Genomic DNA, 15,110 nt, shown 5'->3' on the forward strand with positions numbered 1-15,110 from the left:
CGCATGTGATCTGTATGTTTTGAAAGAACTGCAGCACACGCCCAGTCCACCACTGACTCGACCGCCGGCGGCGTCGGTTGTTAATAAGCACCCCCCCACGGCCCCGCCGCGGTCCGCCAGGGTCTACCATGCACGCCCCTCCATCGTTCCACCCGCCATGGCCACGCCCCCGCCCTATCTCGACGACGCGCAGATCGAACGCCTCTCCAACCTGCTCGACCAGCGCGCCGTGCCATTCCGCGGCTTCAACCTGGAGGCGCTCGACGGCTTCCTGTCGGCCCTGGTGGTCGCACCCTCGCCGGTGCCGCCGGAGGAATGGCAGCCGGTGGTCTGGGGCGGCAAGGCCCCGGCCTGGGGCAGCGCCGAGGAGGCCGAAGAGGTGCAGGCCCTGCTGCTGGGCCACTGGAACATGTGCGCCGCCCGCGCCCGCGCCGGGGACGAAGAGCTGCCCGACCACCTGATGCCGCTGATGTGGCTGCCGGACGACCCGGAGAACGCCGAGGAAGCGCTGGCCGAGGACGAGCTGGACGTCGGCCGCGACTGGGCGCTGGGCTTCTTCGAGGGCGTGGCCCTGCGCGAGGAGGGCTGGGACGCCTGGCTGGACGAGCACGAGTGGATCGAGGAGATCTTCGACCTGCTCGAGCGCCTGGCCTCCGGCGAGGTGGTCGATCCCGAGGACCCGGACAAGGCGCCGACCCCGCTGGCCTACCGCGAGCGCCTGGACATCGTGATGGAGCTGCCCGGCATGCTGGCCGACCTCAACCACCACCATTTCGAATCGCTCACCCCGCGCACCCCGATCCGTCGCGAGGACGGGCCGGGCCGCAACGACCCCTGTCCCTGCGGCAGCGGCAAGAAGCACAAGAAGTGCTGCGGCGCCGGCTGAGGCCGGGCGCCTGACGCCGACCGGCGGAAGCGGCGCAAAAGGAAAGGGCCGGCATGGCCGGCCCTTTCGTTTCAGGCGAAGCTGGAGGGGATTACCACTCCACCTCGGCCATCGAGCAGTTCAGGCCCGAGCCGATGCCCAGCAGGGCGATCCGGTCGCCCTTCTTCAGGCGCCCCAGCTCCTTGAGCTTGCTCAGCACGATCGGCACCGAAGCCGGGCCGATATTGCCGTGTTCGCCGAAGATGGTCATGACCTTCTTCGGGTCCACGCCCAGCGACTTGACGAAGGCCTTGGTGTGCGGGCGGCTGACCTGGTGGATCACGAACTGGTCCAGCTCGTCCACCGCCCAGCCCAGGGCCAGCTTGGCCGCGGCGAAGGTCTTGGTGGCCAGCTTGATGCCCTCGATCAGCAGCAGGCGGGTATCGGTGACCATGCGGTCCAGGTTGCCGCGGCACAGCTGGTTGAACTCGGTGGCCGAGCGGGTCACGCCGCCCTTGTAGCGCGGGGCATCCGGCACCAGCTCGCTGCGCGCCAGGACCATGGCCGCCGCGCCGCAGCCCAGGGTCAGGGCCGCCATCTCGTCGCGGAACTCCTGTTCGGTGACGTCCGGCGAGCTCATCCGCTCCAGGGTCTTCTCGTACACCAGGTTGGCGGTCTCGCCGTCCACGACCAGGGCGTAGTCGATCTCGCCGCGCTCGAGCATGCGCGCGGCGATATCCATGCCGTTGATGAAGGCCAGGCAGGCGTTGGCGACGTCGAAGGTCATGCACTCGTCGGACACGCCCAGGTTGCCGGACACGATGGAGGCGGTGGACGGCTCCAGGTAGTCGCGGCTGACCGAGGTGTTGACCAGCAGGCCGATCTTCTCCACGCCGATGCCGGCGTCGTCCAGCGCCTTGCGCGCGGCCATGGTGGCCACGTCGGAAGCCTGCAGACCGTCATCCCACAGGCGCCGCGCATGGATGCCAGCGATGTCGCCCAGCACGTCGACCCGGATGCCCAGGCGGTCCAGGGTCGGCTTCAGGCGAGCGTTGATTTCCTGGGAAGTGAGGGTATGCGGCGCATCGATGTGCGCCAGCCCCGCGATGGAGACGTTCTTGAAAAGCATGGCTGGACCACGCCGGTAAGGCGAAAGGGGCGTCGATTCTACCGGTTGCCCGCTTTCACCGCACCTTTACGTACGGCCCCGGGCCGCCCCCGTTCAGGGACAGCGCCAGGCTGCGAAGCGCTGGGTGCCGCCCGCCGGCTCGTCCAGGGGCTGGATCACGTTGGCGCCCAGGCCCGGGGCCTCGTTGCGGGCCAGGGTTTCCAGCTCGTCGCGGACCTTGACCGGGTTGCGCTGGTAGAAGGCCACGCTGTGCTTGACCGAGACCTCCACGTCGCCCAGGCGGGTGCAGCCGGCCGGGGCGGGGCCGGCGGCGATCACGCGCACCGCCTTGGCTTCGGGCTGGATCGGCACCCAGGTGCAGGCGACCAGCGGCAGGAGGAGCAGGGCGGAGGCGGCGATACGGCGCATGCGGTCGTTCCGGAATGTGAAGACAGGCTCGAAAGCCTGCCATGGTTCGGTGCAACAGGGGGACAACCGCCGGCGCCGCCCGTCGGAGCGGCGCCGGCGGCGGGCAGGTTCAGCGCTTGACCGGGCGGCCGTCGGCGTCGATCACATGGACCGGGCCGAGGTCCAGCGAGCGCACCGGCTGCTCGACCTGCTTCAGGTCGCCCACCACCACCCAGACCAGCCGGTCCGGATCCAGGGCCGAAGCGGCCTGCTGCACCTGCTCGACGGTCAGCGCCTCGATCCGCGCCTTGCGCTGGAACACCCAGTCGTCCGGACGCCCGTAGCGGACGATCCCGCCGATCGTGCCCAGCACCGCGCGACCGGTCTCGTAGGCGCCCGGCAGGCTGCGGATCTCGGTGGCCTGGATCTTGGCCACCTCGGCACCGGTCGGCGGCTTGTGCCCGGCCACGTATTCGCGGATCTCGCGATCCAGCTCGGCCAGGGCCTCGGCGGTCTTGTCGATCTGCACCGGGGCGAAGGCCATCCAGGGGCGCTGGCCCAGCGCCGGGGCGGTGAAGCTGTAGGCGCCGTAGGCCCAGTGCTTGTCCTCGCGCAGGTTCATGTTCAGGCGCGAGGAGAACTCGCCGCCCAGCACGGAGTTGCTGAAGTCGAACACGATCGCGTCCGGGTCGCGGGTGGAGGGCACGACCTGGCCGGCCAGGATGGTGGCCTGCACCGCGCCGGGCTGGTCGATCAGGTACACCGCCGACGCCCTGGGGCGCTCGACCTGCGGGATTTCGCCCGCGCCCGCCGGCGCCGGCGCGACCGCCTTCCAGTCGCCGAAGTGCCGCTCCAGCAGGGGCATGATCTCCTCGAGCGTGGTGTCGCCGACCACGATCAGGGTCGCGTCGTCGGGCCGCACCCACTGCGCATGGAAGGCCTGCAGGTCCTCGCGCGTCAGCGAGGCGATCGACGCCTCGGTACCGGAACCGCTGAACGGGATCGCATAGGGATGGTCCTTGCCGTACAGCAGCGGCGGCAGCACGCGCTGGGCGGCGCCGTTCGGGCGCGCCTTCTCCTGGGCGATGCCGGCCAGCCAGGTGGCGCGGACGCGGTCGATCTCCTTCTGCTCGAAGCGCGGACGGCGGACCATGTCGGCGAACAGCGCCAGCGACTCGTCCAGGTTCTCCTTCAGCGCCGACAGGTAGGCATTGCCGCCGTCCAGCGAGGCGCCGGCGCCGACCGAGGCACCCAGCGACTCGACCCGGTTGGCGAAGCCGATCGCGTCCAGGTCGCCGGCGCCCTCGTCCAGCATCGACATGGTGAAGCTCGAGGTGCCCAGCTTGCGGCCATGGTCGGCCGCGAAGCCGCCCTTGAACTCGTAGCTGAACTGCACCACCGGCACCGCGTCGCGGCGGGCCAGGACCACCTGCGTGCCGTTGCCGAGGGTGGCCCGCTCCAGCGCCGGGAACTTCAGGTCCGGGAAGCGCTCGGGCATGGGAACGCCCTTGCTGCGGTCGACGTCGGTCCTGACCGTCCTGTACTTGCGGTCCGGCTTGGGCAGGTTGAACGGCGCCGGGGTCGGCGACGGTTCCTCGGCCAGGACCTGGCGCTCGCCCGGCTCCACCACAAGGGTGTGCGAGCCTTCGCCCAGCCAGGTGCGACCGGCCTTGCGCACGTCCTCGACGGTGGCGCTGGAGAACACCTCCAAGCTGTCGCGGAAGCAGCCGGGGTTGCCGGTGTAGACCGCGCATTCGGCCAGCGCGTCGGCCTTGCCGCCGAAGCCGCCGATGCGCTCTACGCCGCGCACGACCGAGGCCTTCACCATGGCCTGGGCCTGCTGCAGCTCCGCGGCGGTGGGACCCTCGGCCAGCAGGCGCGCGATCTCCTCGTCCAGCACCTTCTCGACCTGGGCCGGGTCCACGCCCTGGCGCACGTCCGCGGTCACGTAGAAGGTGGAAGCCAGCTCGAACGGCAGCACGTAGGCGGAGACCTTGTCGGCGAGCTTGTCCTCGAACACCAGGCGGCGGTCCAGGCGCGAGCTCTTGCTGCCGCCCAGCACCTGCGCCAGCAGCTGCAGCCGCTCCAGGTCCGGCCTGCCGTAACGCTCCACGCTCCAGGCGCGGTAGATGCGCGCCTGCGGCACCTTGTCCTGCATGGTCTCGCGGGTGGTCGCGCGCTTCACCGGGCCCGCCTTGATGCGATCCAGCCCAGGACCCGCGGGGATGTCGCCGAAGTAGCGGGTGACCTTCTCCTTCGCGGTGGCCACGTCGATGTCGCCGGCCAGCACCAGCACCGCGTTGTTGGGGCCGTACCAGGCGCGGAACCACTGCTTCACGTCCTCCAGCGAGGCCGCGTTGAGGTCGTTCATCGAGCCGATCGTGCTGTGGTGGTACGGGTGGTCCTTCGGGTACAGCGCGCGGTAGATCAGGTCGTCGGCCTGGCCATAGGGCTGGTTCTCGCCCTGGCGCTTCTCGTTCTGGACCACGCCGCGCTGCTCGTCCAGCACCTTCTGGTCGATCGCGCCGAGCAGGTGGCCCATGCGGTCGGACTCCATCCACAGCGCCAGGTCCAGCGCGGTGGTGGGCACGTTCTGGAAGTAGTTGGTGCGGTCCAGCCAGGTGGTGCCGTTCATGTCGGTGGCGCCGACCAGCTCGAACGGCTCGAAGTACTCGCCGCGGTGGTTTTCCGAGCCGTTGAACATCAGGTGCTCGAACAGGTGGGCGAAGCCGCTGCGCCCGGCCGGTTCGTCCTTGCTGCCGACGTGGTACCAGATGTTCACCGCCACGATCGGCGCCTTGCGGTCGGTGTGGACCACCACCCGCAGCCCGTTGGGCAGGGTGAACTCCTCGTACGGGATCAGCTCCTCGCTGCCCGCCGGCGCGGCGCGGTCGGCGGCCTGCGCCGGGGCGAGGCCAGCGCCTCCAAAGGTCGCGGAAATGGCCAGTACCACTGCCGCGGCAAGCGGCCTGCGTGCGATCCTCATGGTGACGCTCCCTGTGCTTTGTGGAGCCGCGATCCTAGCCCCCGGACAGGATCATTACACTAGGCCATACGCCACACTGGCAGGAGCGGTCATGGACATGCGCCATTGCCTGGTCACCGGGGCAAACCGCGGCCTCGGCCTGGAATTCGTGCGCCAGCTGCTGGCCGGCGGCGCCCGAGTTGTCGCCACCGCGCGCCATCCGGGGCGGGCGACCGCGCTCAACGCACTGGCCGGCGCACATCCGGGGCGCCTCCACGTGCTGCCCCTGGACGTGACCGTGGCCCGCAGCCGCGACGAGCTGGCGCGGGAACTGGAGCTGGTGCTCGACGGCCAGCGCCTGGACCTGCTGCTCAACAACGCTGGCGTGCTGCACGGGGGCGAGCGCTTCGGCCAGGTGACCGAGGCCGACCTGGAGACCAGCCTGCGCACCAATGCGATCGGCCCGTTCCTGCTGGCCCAGGCCCTGGCCGGGCAGCTGGCCGACGGCGGCATCGTCGCCAACCTGTCCTCCGAACTCGGGTCCATCGCCCTGTGCCGCGAGTTCCGCACGCCCAGCTACGCCATCGGCAAGGCCGCGCAGAACATGGGAACGGTGCAGCTGGCCAAGGCGCTGGCACCCCGCGGGATCCGCGTGGTGGCGCTGCATCCGGGCTGGGTGCGCACCGACATGGGCGGCGAACGCGCGCCGGTCGCGCCGGCCGAGGCCGCTTCCGCCCTGCTGGCCGTGCTCGGGCGGCTTGGCCCCGGAGACAGCGGCCTGTTCCTGGATCCCGGCGGCAACGTCCTGCCCTGGTAGCGCGGCCTCCCGCCGCCTCCATCCTTTCCCGCCCGCTGGCCTGCGCCGCCCCCCATGGCGCAGGCGATGCGTCGCCTCGCCCCGTCTTTGCCGCCCTCCGGCGCCTTCCCAACCCCCACTGCCCCTTCCACGGCCCTGCGAGGCTTGCTGGCGTTCCGCCGTCCGGACAGGGCCGTCCGCAATCCCGCGGACGTCCGGACACCCGTGCGGACACCGGTCATCGCCAATAAACCATTGATTTTTATTGGATAAAAGTTGGCACGCGCCCTGCTTGGTAGAGGTTATCCAGGAATCCCAAACCCGGGATTCACTGAACAAACGCTGAAGCAAGGCGCAAAAACGAAAGGTTCTGGTTGCGCCAGCTGCTTAGGTGTTTTACTTTACTACCACACCACTGATCAACGACACCGGAGCACACTGATGAACGCCAAGACCCTCGCCGCCTCCCTGGCCCTGTCCCTGGCCGCCACCTCCGCCTTCGCCGCCGAAACGCCGCGCGTCGATCACATCGTCACCCTTCCCGCCGTCGAAGTCCGCCCGGACGCCGCCCTGCAGGCCGAACTGGTCGCCCACCGGATCGTGAACCTGCCGGCCGTGGAAGTCCGTCCGACCGCCACGCAGAAGGCCGAGTACCTGGCCCTGCAGGCACTGCAGACCCGCGTCGTCGACCTGGCCACCGTCTACGTCCGCCCGACCGCCGAGCAGCTGGCCGAGCGCGCCGCCATCGCGGCCCGCGAGCAGGCCGAAGCCCTCGCCACCCAGGTCGGCACGACCCTGGCCGAGCAGGCCTCGCCGGCCCGCGTCGCCGGCTTCGCCAGCGCGGGCAACTGAGTGCGGCCCGCGGAAGACACCGGCGGACGCGGCGCAGGCCGCAAGGCGCACCAGCGCCCCGTCCGCCGGCACGTCTAGAATCCGCGAATGCCAGATCCCGTTTTCGACGTCCTGCTGTACCAGCCCGAGATCCCGCCCAACACCGGCAACGTGATCCGGCTCTGCGCCAACACCGGCGCCCGCCTGCACCTGATCGAGCCGCTCGGCTTCGCCATGGAAGACCGGCAGCTGCGCCGCGCAGGCCTCGACTACCACGAGTACGCCAGCGTGCAGGTCCATCCGGACCTCGCCACCGCGCTGGAACGCATCTCCCCGAAGCGCCTGTTCGCCCTCAGCACCCGCGGCCAGGTCCGCCACGACCAGCCCGCCTACGCCGACGGCGACGCTTTCCTGTTCGGCTGCGAGACCCGCGGCCTGCCCGACGAGGTCCTGGAGTCGGTGCCGGAAGCACAGCGCCTGCGCCTGCCGATGCGACTGGGCAACCGCAGCCTCAACCTCTCCAATGCCGTGGCCGTGGTGGTTTTCGAAGCCTGGCGCCAGCACGGTTTCGCCGGCGGCCACTGAACCGGCACGGTCCCCGCGTGGCGTTCCCCGGCTGCGCCCCGGTCCCCGCATGGCGCCTGTGGCTCGCAGAGGCATGTCAACGTTGTCACAAATGTCCCAATCATCGTCTGCGACGGTCCCGGGCGGACAACCGCCGCGCCAATGCGGGGCCAGGCCGGTCCATGCACTGTCCCGCAGGGCCCTTTATCGGACAGGCAGTGGAATCCCCAGACTTTTATGCGCTTTTTCGCCTGGCTGCGGAAAACCTTGCTGCACGGCAGCAACAGCCGGAAGTGTTAGCGCTACATCTCCCGGGAATCGCCCGATTTCGCGGTTTTGTGTTGACAACGCTGTCACGCGCCATCCAAATCCGGCCCGTCGGGCGCACCGCGCCTCCTCATCCACCGTGCCGAGAGAAGGAAGGAACCATGAAGCGTTCGTACGCACACCGCCTGCCGCGCCGGCGCCTGCTGGCCACGGCGCTGCTGGTCGCGCTGGCCCCGTCCGCCACCCATGCCGTCGCCCAGGAGGTGGATGGACGGGATGACGTCAGCGAACTGGATGCCGTCGTGGTCACCGGCATCCGCGCCAGCCTGGCCTCGTCCATGAACCTCAAGCGCGACGCCCAGGGCGTGGTCGACGGCATCGTCGCCGAGGACATCGGCAAGTTCCCCGACACCAACCTGGCCGAAGCGCTCCAGCGCATCAGCGGCGTGTCGATCGACCGCACCAGCAGCGGCGAAGGCTCCAAGGTCACCGTGCGCGGCATCAGCCCGGACTACAACCTGGTGCTGCTCAACGGCCGGCAGATGCCGGCGTCCAACCTTGGCCCGGGCGGCGGCGGCACCTCCAACTCGCGCTCGTTCGATTTCGCCAACCTCGCGGCCGAGGCGATCTCGGCGATCGAGGTGCACAAGACCGGCCGCGCCGACCTGCCCACCGGCGGCATCGGCGCCACCCTCAACGTGAAGACCGCCCGGCCGCTGGACATCGGCCAGTTCCTCGGCAGCGTCGGGCTCAAGGCGGTGCACGACACCTCGGTCGACAACCTGCCGCGCAGCTTCGCCGGCAGCAAGTTCACCGGCGAGCTGTCCGGCATCTTCAGCCAGACCTTCGCCGACAACCCCTTCGGCGTCATGGTCAGCGGCAGCTACCAGGCGCGCGACTCCGGCTTCTCCCAGGCCTCGGTGGCCGACGGCTGGCTGACCTTCCCCGGCGACGATGCCACCAGCGGCCCCCGCCTGCCGCTGCCGGGCGAGCCCGGCTACGAACGCATCCAGAACCGCCCCGGCCCCGACGACATCTATGCCCGGCCGCAGAACACCGGCTACAGCGTCAACGGCGTCCAGCGCCAGCGCACCAACGGCAACATCACCCTGCAGTGGGCGCCCAGCGACGCGGTCACCGCGACGCTGGACTACAACTACATGGAGAACAAGGTCCAGCAGCAGCGCAGCGAGCTGTCGGTGTGGTTCAACTACCAGCCCGGCGACAGTTCCTGGACCGACGGCCCGGTGGCCGCGCCGACCTGGTACTCGGAGGACATCCCGGCCGGCAACAGCGACCTCTCCATGGGCGGCATGCGCCTGGCCACGAAGAACAGCGGCGATTCGCTCGGCTTCAACGTCGAGTGGGAGGTCAACGACGCCCTGGGCCTGGAGTTCGACTACCACAAGGCCAAGGCCGAATCGCGCCCGGACGGCCCCTACGGTTCGGCCGGCGTGCTCGGCGTGGCCGCGTTCGTGCGCGGCACCACCTCGGTGGACTACACCGGCGAGATCCCGATCGTGAACGTGGCGCTGCCGCCGGGCATGGGCGAAGTCAGCCCGGCCGACGCGGTGGTCACCGGCTCCGTGTTCCAGAACAGCTACAACCGCTCGGAAGTCGAGCAGTTCCAGGTACGCGGACGCTTCGAGTTCGGCGACTACTCGGGGCTGGATTTCGGCGTGTCCGCCACCGAGGTCCAGAACCGCACCGCGGCCTCGGTGATGCAGGCCGACAACTGGGGCGGCCTGGGCAGCCCCGGCGACTACGACGATGGCATCTGGTACCTGGACCACATGTCGCGGTACTTCGACGCCTTCGGCAATGCCGGCGACCCGCGCTGGAGCGACGGCTTCCTGGTGTTCGACTTCGAGCGCCTGCGCCAGCGCGCGGCGCAGATCCCGCAGCCCGACGGCCAGCCTTGCCCATCCTGTTACGAGATGCGCCCGGACTACACCGACGACCTGCGCACCAAGGAGAAGTCGCGCAGCGCCTACCTGCAGTGGACCAGCACCTTCGACTGGTCCATGCCGCTGGACGTGGCGGTGGGCGTGCGTTACGAGAAGACCGAGGTGGAGTCGTCGGCGCTGGTACGCATCCCCACCGGCATCAGCTGGGTCGCCGCCAACGAGATGTACGTGCAGTACGCCGACGAGCAGGGCTTCACCACCCTGGACGGCGAGTACGACTACGTGCTGCCCAACCTCGACCTGGCCCTGCACATCCGCGACGACCTGGTGCTGCGCGGCAGCTTCAGCGAAACCATCGGCCGCCCGGGCTGGCAGGACATCCAGGGCGGCCAGCGCCTGGACAACATCGTGCGCACCATCGGCGGCAACGGCAGCCGCGGCAACCCGGCGCTCGAGCCGCTGAAGTCGCAGAACTTCGACCTGTCGCTGGAGTGGTACTACGGCGAGGCCAGCTACGTGTCCGCCGGCTACTTCCGCAAGAACGTGGAGAACTTCATCAGCAGCACGGTGCTGCGCGAGTCGCCGTTCGAGCTGCACACGCCGGTCGGCGGCGCCTACTGGAACGAGGCCACCTCCGCCGGCGGCTGCGGCCAGACCGACCTGCCCTGCATCCGCGACTACATCTTCGCCAACTTCGACGGCCAGCCCGGCGTGGAGTTCACCGGGCTCAACTCGGCCGGGCAGCTGACCGGCACCATCGAGGGCCTGCCCGGCGATCCGGTCGCGCAGTTCGACATCACCGTGCCGGTGAACCAGCGCCGCGACCATGTCGACGGCTTCGAGGTGAGCATCCAGCACGTGTTCGGCGAAAGCGGGTTCGGCCTGGCCGCCAACTACACCAAGGTCGATTCGGGCCTGACCTTCGACAACACCAGCCTGGAAACGCAGTACCCGATGGTAGGCCTGAGCGACACCGCCAACCTGGTCGCGTTCTACGACAAGGACAGGTGGCAGGTGCGCGCGGCGTACAACTGGCGCGACAAGTTCTTCAACGGCATCGGCGGCCAGGGCCCGAATCCGAACTGGACCGAGGAGTACGGCCAGCTGGATGCGATCGTCAGTTATTCGGTGACCGACAACCTGGTGCTGAGCCTGGAGGGCATCAACCTGACAGACGAGACCCAGCGCATCCACGCCCGCCACCCGAACATGGTGCGCTATGCCACCCAGACCGGCCCGCGCTACATGTTCGGCCTGCGCTACCGGTTCTGACCCTGCAGCAATCCGCCGCGCCCCCCTCCCTGGCGCGGCGGCTTTCCGGGTCGCCGGAAGGAACCGGCGACCCTTCTTTCCACCCATGCCTTCCGGCACGATGCCGGCATGGCCGATCCGGAAACCCGGGCAATGGATGAGCAGGCCCGCCAACCCGAGGATGCACTCCTGCCGGTCGCCGCGGCGATCCCGGAGTACCTCGTCACCGCGCCGGGCGTTGTCCCCGACGAGGTGCTGCAGTCGACGCGCCCGCTGGTGCTGCGTGGCCTGGTCGCGCACTGGCCCGCGCTGGCCGCGGCCCGGCAGTCGCCGGAGGCCGCGATCGCCTACCTGCACGGCCTGGAAAGACCGGGCGCGCCGCCGGTCACCGCCACCGTCGGCCCACCGGAAATCGAGGGACGCTTCTTCTACGACGACGCGTTCACCGGCTTCAACTTCCGCCGCGAGGAGGTGCCGCTGGGCGTGGTCCTGGCCACCCTCCGCAAGTACCTCGGCCAGGAACGGCCGCCGGCGATCTACGTGGCATCGACCACGATCGACACCTGGCTGCCGGGCTTCCGCGCCGCCAACGCGCTTGCGCTGCGCGGGCAGGATCCGCTGGCCAGCATCTGGATCGGCAACCGCAGCCGCATCGCCGCGCACCAGGACCTGCCGGAGAACATCGCCTGCGTGGTCGCCGGGCGCCGCCGGGTGACCCTGTTCCCGCCCGAACAGCTGCGCAACCTCTACGTCGGCCCGCTGGAGTTCACCCCGGCGGGGCAGCCGGTGAGCCTGGTCGACTTCGCCGCACCGGACCTTGCGCGCTTCCCGCGCTTCGCCGAGGCGATGAGCCACGCCATGCGCGCCGAACTGGGGCCCGGCGACGCGGTGTTCATCCCTTCGATGTGGTGGCACCACATGGAGGGGCTGGAAGACTTCAATGTCCTGGTGAACTACTGGTGGCGCCGGGCGCCGGCGTGGATGGACAACCCGATGGACGCGCTGATGCTCGCCATCGCCAGCCTGCGCGGGCTGCCGCCCGAGCAGCGCGCGCTCTGGCGCGACGCGTTCGCGCATTACGTATTCGAGTACGACGAGGACGCCGTGGCCGGCCACGTACCCCCGCCCGCCCGCGGCGTGCTCGGACCAATGGCCGAGGCGCGGGCCGCGCGCATCCGCGCCAAGCTGCTGCAACGGCTCGCACGACGAGGATCCCGATGAGCAATCCGCCGCTGCCCGACACTCCCATCCGCCGCGTCGTGATCGCAGGAGGCGGAACCGCCGGCTGGATGGCCGCCGCCGCGCTGTCGCGCACGCTCGGCAAGGTGCTGGACATCACCCTGGTCGAGTCGGAGGAGATCGGCACGGTCGGCGTGGGCGAGGCCACGATCCCGCCGCTGCGCACCTTCCACCGCCTGCTCGGGATAAGCGAGCAGGAATACCTCGCCGGCACCCAGGGCACGATCAAGCTGGGCATCTCGTTCGAGGGCTGGAAGGCACGGGGCCACCGCTACATCCATTCCTTCGGGACCAGCGGACGCGACCACTGGTCGGCCGGATTCCAGCAATTCTGGCTGCGCGGACGGCAGGAGGGACTGGCCTCCGACTACGCCGACTACTGCATCGAGCTGCAGGCCGCGCACCAGGACCGCTTCGCCCACCTGCCGGACAGCCACGTCAACTACGCCTACCACATGGATGCGGCGCTCTACGCGCGCTTCCTGCGCGAGCTGGCCGGGCGCCATGGTTGCCGGCGCGTTGAGGGAAAGATCGCCGAAGTGGAGACCGATGCAGGCAATGGCTGCATCCGTGCGCTGAAGCTGGAAAGCGGGGACGTGCTGCAAGGCGACTTCTTCATCGACTGCACCGGCTTCCGCGCGCTGCTGATCGGCCAGGCACTGGGCGTGGGCTTCAGCGACTGGTCGCAGTGGCTGCCCAACGACCGCGCCCTTGCCACCCAGACCACCGCGGTGCGCGACGCCGTGCCGTACACCCGCGCCATCGCCGGCCGCGCCGGCTGGCAGTGGCGCATCCCGCTGCAGCACCGGGTCGGCAATGGCATCGTCTATTCCAGCCGCTTCATGGACGACGACGAGGCGTGCGAGGCGTTCCTTTCCAGCCTGGAAGGCGAGGTGATCCGCACGCCGTGGCCGGTGCGCTTCCGACCCGGCCAGCGCGAGCGCTGCTGGGAGAGGAACTGCGTGGCCCTGGGCCTGGCCGGCAGCTTCATCGAGCCGCTCGAGTCCACTACCATCCACCTGATCCAGCGCGGCATCGTGCGCCTGCTGCAGTCGTTCCCCGGGGTGCTCAGCCAGGCCGCCATCGACGATTACAACGCGCAGCTGGACGCCGAACTGCAGCACGTGCGCGACTTCGTGGTGCTGCACTACCACGCCACCGAGCGCCGCGACTCGCCGTACTGGGAGGAGGTGGCCTCGATGCGGCTGCCGCCGAGCCTGCAGCACCGCATCGACCTGTTCCGCGAGACCGGCCTGGTGTTCCACCAGCCGGGCGAGCTGTTCGCCGAGAACTCCTGGATCCAGGTGATGATGGGCCAGGGCATCCAGCCGCGGCGCCACCACCCGGTGGCCGACGTCATGACCCGCGAGGACCTGGGCCGCTTCCTCGGCGACATCCGCCGCAACGTGCTCGACACCGTGCGCCAGTTCCCGGCGCACATGGACTACCTGCGCCGCTACGCCCCCGCGCCCGTCCCCGAGGCGGTGAAGCGGGCGCAGGCGCTGCCGTAGGTGCCGGCGGTGCCGCGCGGTCAGGTCCCGCTGCGGACGAACACCGGGTTGGAGTAGAACCACAGGTCCTGCCAGGGATCCTCGCCGGGCGGATCGGGCTGCGGCTCGGCCTCGGCGGTGCTGCTGCCGCGCACGCGCAGGAAGCCGCCGCCCGCCGGGGCCGCGATCTCCCAGGACAGCGACAGCCAGCGGCCGTCGCGGCGCCAGTCGCCCGCGCCGGCGCGGCGCACCTCCATCCGCGGCGCGCCGTCCGGGCCGCGCGCGCCGACGATCAGGTCCACGTGGTCCAGCCGCGGCCGCTGTCCGTTGGCGTTGGGCCCGGCGGGCTGGCGCAGGCGCAGTTCCACCCGCAGCCGCGCGCCCTCCGGCACCCGCAGCGTGCCGCCCAGCGTGGCCGCATCGCCGCCGTCCGGGCCGCGCACGGTCAGTTCCAGCGCATCGACCAGGTCGCCGGTGACGGCGAACATGCGCCCGTGGCGCATGGCGTCGAGGATGTCGGCAGGTTCGTGCCGCGCCCACACGTAGGTCTTGCTGTACTCGCCGGGGTCGAAGTCGCGGCCGCCGTCGCGGCGGTTGACGTGCGAGGCCGAGGGCGCGGGGATCCAGAAGCGGCGGCCCTGGGCCAGCATGCCGTCCCAGACGCCGCCGACCTCGGCGGTCATCTGGTCGAAGCCGCCGAAGGTGGGCGCACCGGCGTGGCGGTAGAGCCCGCGCTCGGGCGCGGCCTGGTGGCCGGGCGCGCCCTCCATGCCCACCAGCACCTGCGGCGCGGCGTCGTGCCAGGCCAGCAGCTCCACCGGCTCCACCTGGCCCCAGCGGCCGACGCCGGTGGAGCTGCGCGAGGGGTGGTTGACGAACACCAGCGGCGGCGCCGGCAACGCGCGCATGAGCGCCAGGGCCCGCAGCATCAGCCGGCCGTCCTCGCGGGTGCCGGGCTGCAGCGGCTCGGCGCGGCCGTAGTCGCGTTCGATGGCCACCAGTTCGTCGCGCTCGGCCGGCCCGGGCGCGATGATCAACGAAGCGTGTTCGCCGCCGGGTACGTCGAATTCCATGCCGTTGAACTGCACCAGCTCCAGCACCTCGCGCCTGGCCTGCAGCAGCGCCGGCCAGGCATGGTCGCGGGTGACGGCCGAATGGCCCGGGCCGCCGTGGTCGGTGTGCACGATCCACGCCAGGCCGTGGGCCAGCGCCTGGCGCGCGTTGCGCGTGCGGCTGTAGGGGGAGTCGCCGCCGCGGATCGGCGTGGGCGGCGTGGTGCTGCGGTCCCAGCCCACGCTCCATTCGCTGTGGACGTGGTGGTCGCCGGCCAGCCAGCGGCGGCCGTCTTCGGCCGCGGCCGGCACGGCGGCGGCGCAGGCCAGGGCCGCCACGGCCCGCAGGAGGGGCGTGATGCGCATG

General features: G+C 70.4%; 11 protein-coding genes. 7 read left to right on the forward strand and 4 right to left on the reverse strand.

Translation table 11 applies throughout. The features are described from left to right. Positions 1–157 precede the first annotated feature (157 nt). The gene (locus CSC68_RS10380) at positions 158–886 is read left to right on the forward strand and encodes a UPF0149 family protein (RefSeq protein WP_162203492.1); all 729 of its coding nucleotides are present in this window, start codon (positions 158–160) and stop codon (positions 884–886) included. Between the two features lie 91 nt (positions 887–977). Here CSC68_RS10380 and CSC68_RS10385 read toward each other — a convergent pair whose 3' ends face one another. The 3 genes from CSC68_RS10385 to CSC68_RS10395 form a co-directional block, all read right to left on the reverse strand. Next, positions 978–1,994: a 3-oxoacyl-ACP synthase III gene (locus CSC68_RS10385; protein WP_162203493.1), complete on the reverse strand. Its 1,017-nt coding sequence runs from the start codon at positions 1,992–1,994 to the stop codon at positions 978–980. 93 nt (positions 1,995–2,087) lie between these two features. Beyond that, positions 2,088–2,402, reverse strand: a complete 315-nt coding sequence (locus CSC68_RS10390) for a DUF4156 domain-containing protein (protein ID WP_162203494.1) — start codon at positions 2,400–2,402, stop codon at positions 2,088–2,090. A gap of 109 nt (positions 2,403–2,511) precedes the next feature. Then, positions 2,512–5,367: a M16 family metallopeptidase gene (locus CSC68_RS10395; RefSeq protein WP_162203495.1), complete on the reverse strand. Its 2,856-nt coding sequence runs from the start codon at positions 5,365–5,367 to the stop codon at positions 2,512–2,514. 91 nt (positions 5,368–5,458) lie between these two features. Here CSC68_RS10395 and CSC68_RS10400 point away from each other — a divergent pair, with 91 nt between their 5' ends. From CSC68_RS10400 to CSC68_RS10425, 6 genes are all read left to right on the forward strand, one after another. After that, positions 5,459–6,163 carry an SDR family oxidoreductase gene (locus CSC68_RS10400; protein ID WP_162203496.1) on the forward strand — a complete coding sequence of 235 codons (705 nt, stop codon included), beginning with the start codon at positions 5,459–5,461 and terminating at the stop codon, positions 6,161–6,163. A 420-nt stretch (positions 6,164–6,583) separates the two neighbouring features. Then, complete coding sequence (locus CSC68_RS10405; RefSeq protein ID WP_162203497.1) at positions 6,584–6,994, forward strand: hypothetical protein; 411 nt, start codon at positions 6,584–6,586, stop codon at positions 6,992–6,994. Positions 6,995–7,081: 87 nt separating this feature from the next. Continuing rightward, positions 7,082–7,558 carry a tRNA (cytidine(34)-2'-O)-methyltransferase gene (locus CSC68_RS10410; RefSeq protein ID WP_162203498.1) on the forward strand — a complete coding sequence of 159 codons (477 nt, stop codon included), beginning with the start codon at positions 7,082–7,084 and terminating at the stop codon, positions 7,556–7,558. Between the two features lie 407 nt (positions 7,559–7,965). Next, complete coding sequence (locus tag CSC68_RS10415) at positions 7,966–10,983, forward strand: TonB-dependent receptor (protein ID WP_162203499.1); 3,018 nt, start codon at positions 7,966–7,968, stop codon at positions 10,981–10,983. 132 nt (positions 10,984–11,115) lie between these two features. Beyond that, positions 11,116–12,183, forward strand: a complete 1,068-nt coding sequence (locus CSC68_RS10420) for a cupin-like domain-containing protein (protein WP_162203546.1) — start codon at positions 11,116–11,118, stop codon at positions 12,181–12,183. Continuing rightward, positions 12,180–13,712 (forward strand): tryptophan halogenase family protein, encoded by a 1,533-nt coding sequence (locus CSC68_RS10425; RefSeq protein WP_162203500.1) that lies wholly within the window; start codon positions 12,180–12,182, stop codon positions 13,710–13,712. The genes CSC68_RS10420 and CSC68_RS10425 overlap by 4 nt, the downstream gene beginning before the upstream one ends. A gap of 20 nt (positions 13,713–13,732) precedes the next feature. Here CSC68_RS10425 and CSC68_RS10430 read toward each other — a convergent pair whose 3' ends face one another. Next, on the reverse strand, positions 13,733–15,109 hold the full coding sequence (locus CSC68_RS10430; protein ID WP_162203501.1) for a CehA/McbA family metallohydrolase domain-containing protein: 1,377 nt from the start codon (positions 15,107–15,109) through the stop codon (positions 13,733–13,735). Position 15,110 lies beyond the last annotated feature (1 nt).

The organism is Pseudoxanthomonas suwonensis (assembly GCF_010093235.1).
Lineage (GTDB): Bacteria > Pseudomonadota > Gammaproteobacteria > Xanthomonadales > Xanthomonadaceae > Pseudoxanthomonas > Pseudoxanthomonas suwonensis.

Bases quoted from the DNA above. Each gene is read 5' to 3' on its own strand.
- CSC68_RS10380 (WP_162203492.1), top strand. From the start codon at position 158: ATGGCCACGCCCCCGCCCTATCTCGACGACGCGCAGATCGAACGCCTC.
- CSC68_RS10385 (WP_162203493.1), bottom strand. From the start codon at position 1,994: ATGCTTTTCAAGAACGTCTCCATCGCGGGGCTGGCGCACATCGATGCG.
- CSC68_RS10390 (WP_162203494.1), bottom strand. From the start codon at position 2,402: ATGCGCCGTATCGCCGCCTCCGCCCTGCTCCTCCTGCCGCTGGTCGCC.
- CSC68_RS10395 (WP_162203495.1), bottom strand. From the start codon at position 5,367: ATGAGGATCGCACGCAGGCCGCTTGCCGCGGCAGTGGTACTGGCCATT.
- CSC68_RS10400 (WP_162203496.1), top strand. From the start codon at position 5,459: ATGGACATGCGCCATTGCCTGGTCACCGGGGCAAACCGCGGCCTCGGC.
- CSC68_RS10405 (WP_162203497.1), top strand. From the start codon at position 6,584: ATGAACGCCAAGACCCTCGCCGCCTCCCTGGCCCTGTCCCTGGCCGCC.
- CSC68_RS10410 (WP_162203498.1), top strand. From the start codon at position 7,082: ATGCCAGATCCCGTTTTCGACGTCCTGCTGTACCAGCCCGAGATCCCG.
- CSC68_RS10415 (WP_162203499.1), top strand. From the start codon at position 7,966: ATGAAGCGTTCGTACGCACACCGCCTGCCGCGCCGGCGCCTGCTGGCC.
- CSC68_RS10420 (WP_162203546.1), top strand. From the start codon at position 11,116: ATGGATGAGCAGGCCCGCCAACCCGAGGATGCACTCCTGCCGGTCGCC.
- CSC68_RS10425 (WP_162203500.1), top strand. From the start codon at position 12,180: ATGAGCAATCCGCCGCTGCCCGACACTCCCATCCGCCGCGTCGTGATC.
- CSC68_RS10430 (WP_162203501.1), bottom strand. From the start codon at position 15,109: ATGCGCATCACGCCCCTCCTGCGGGCCGTGGCGGCCCTGGCCTGCGCC.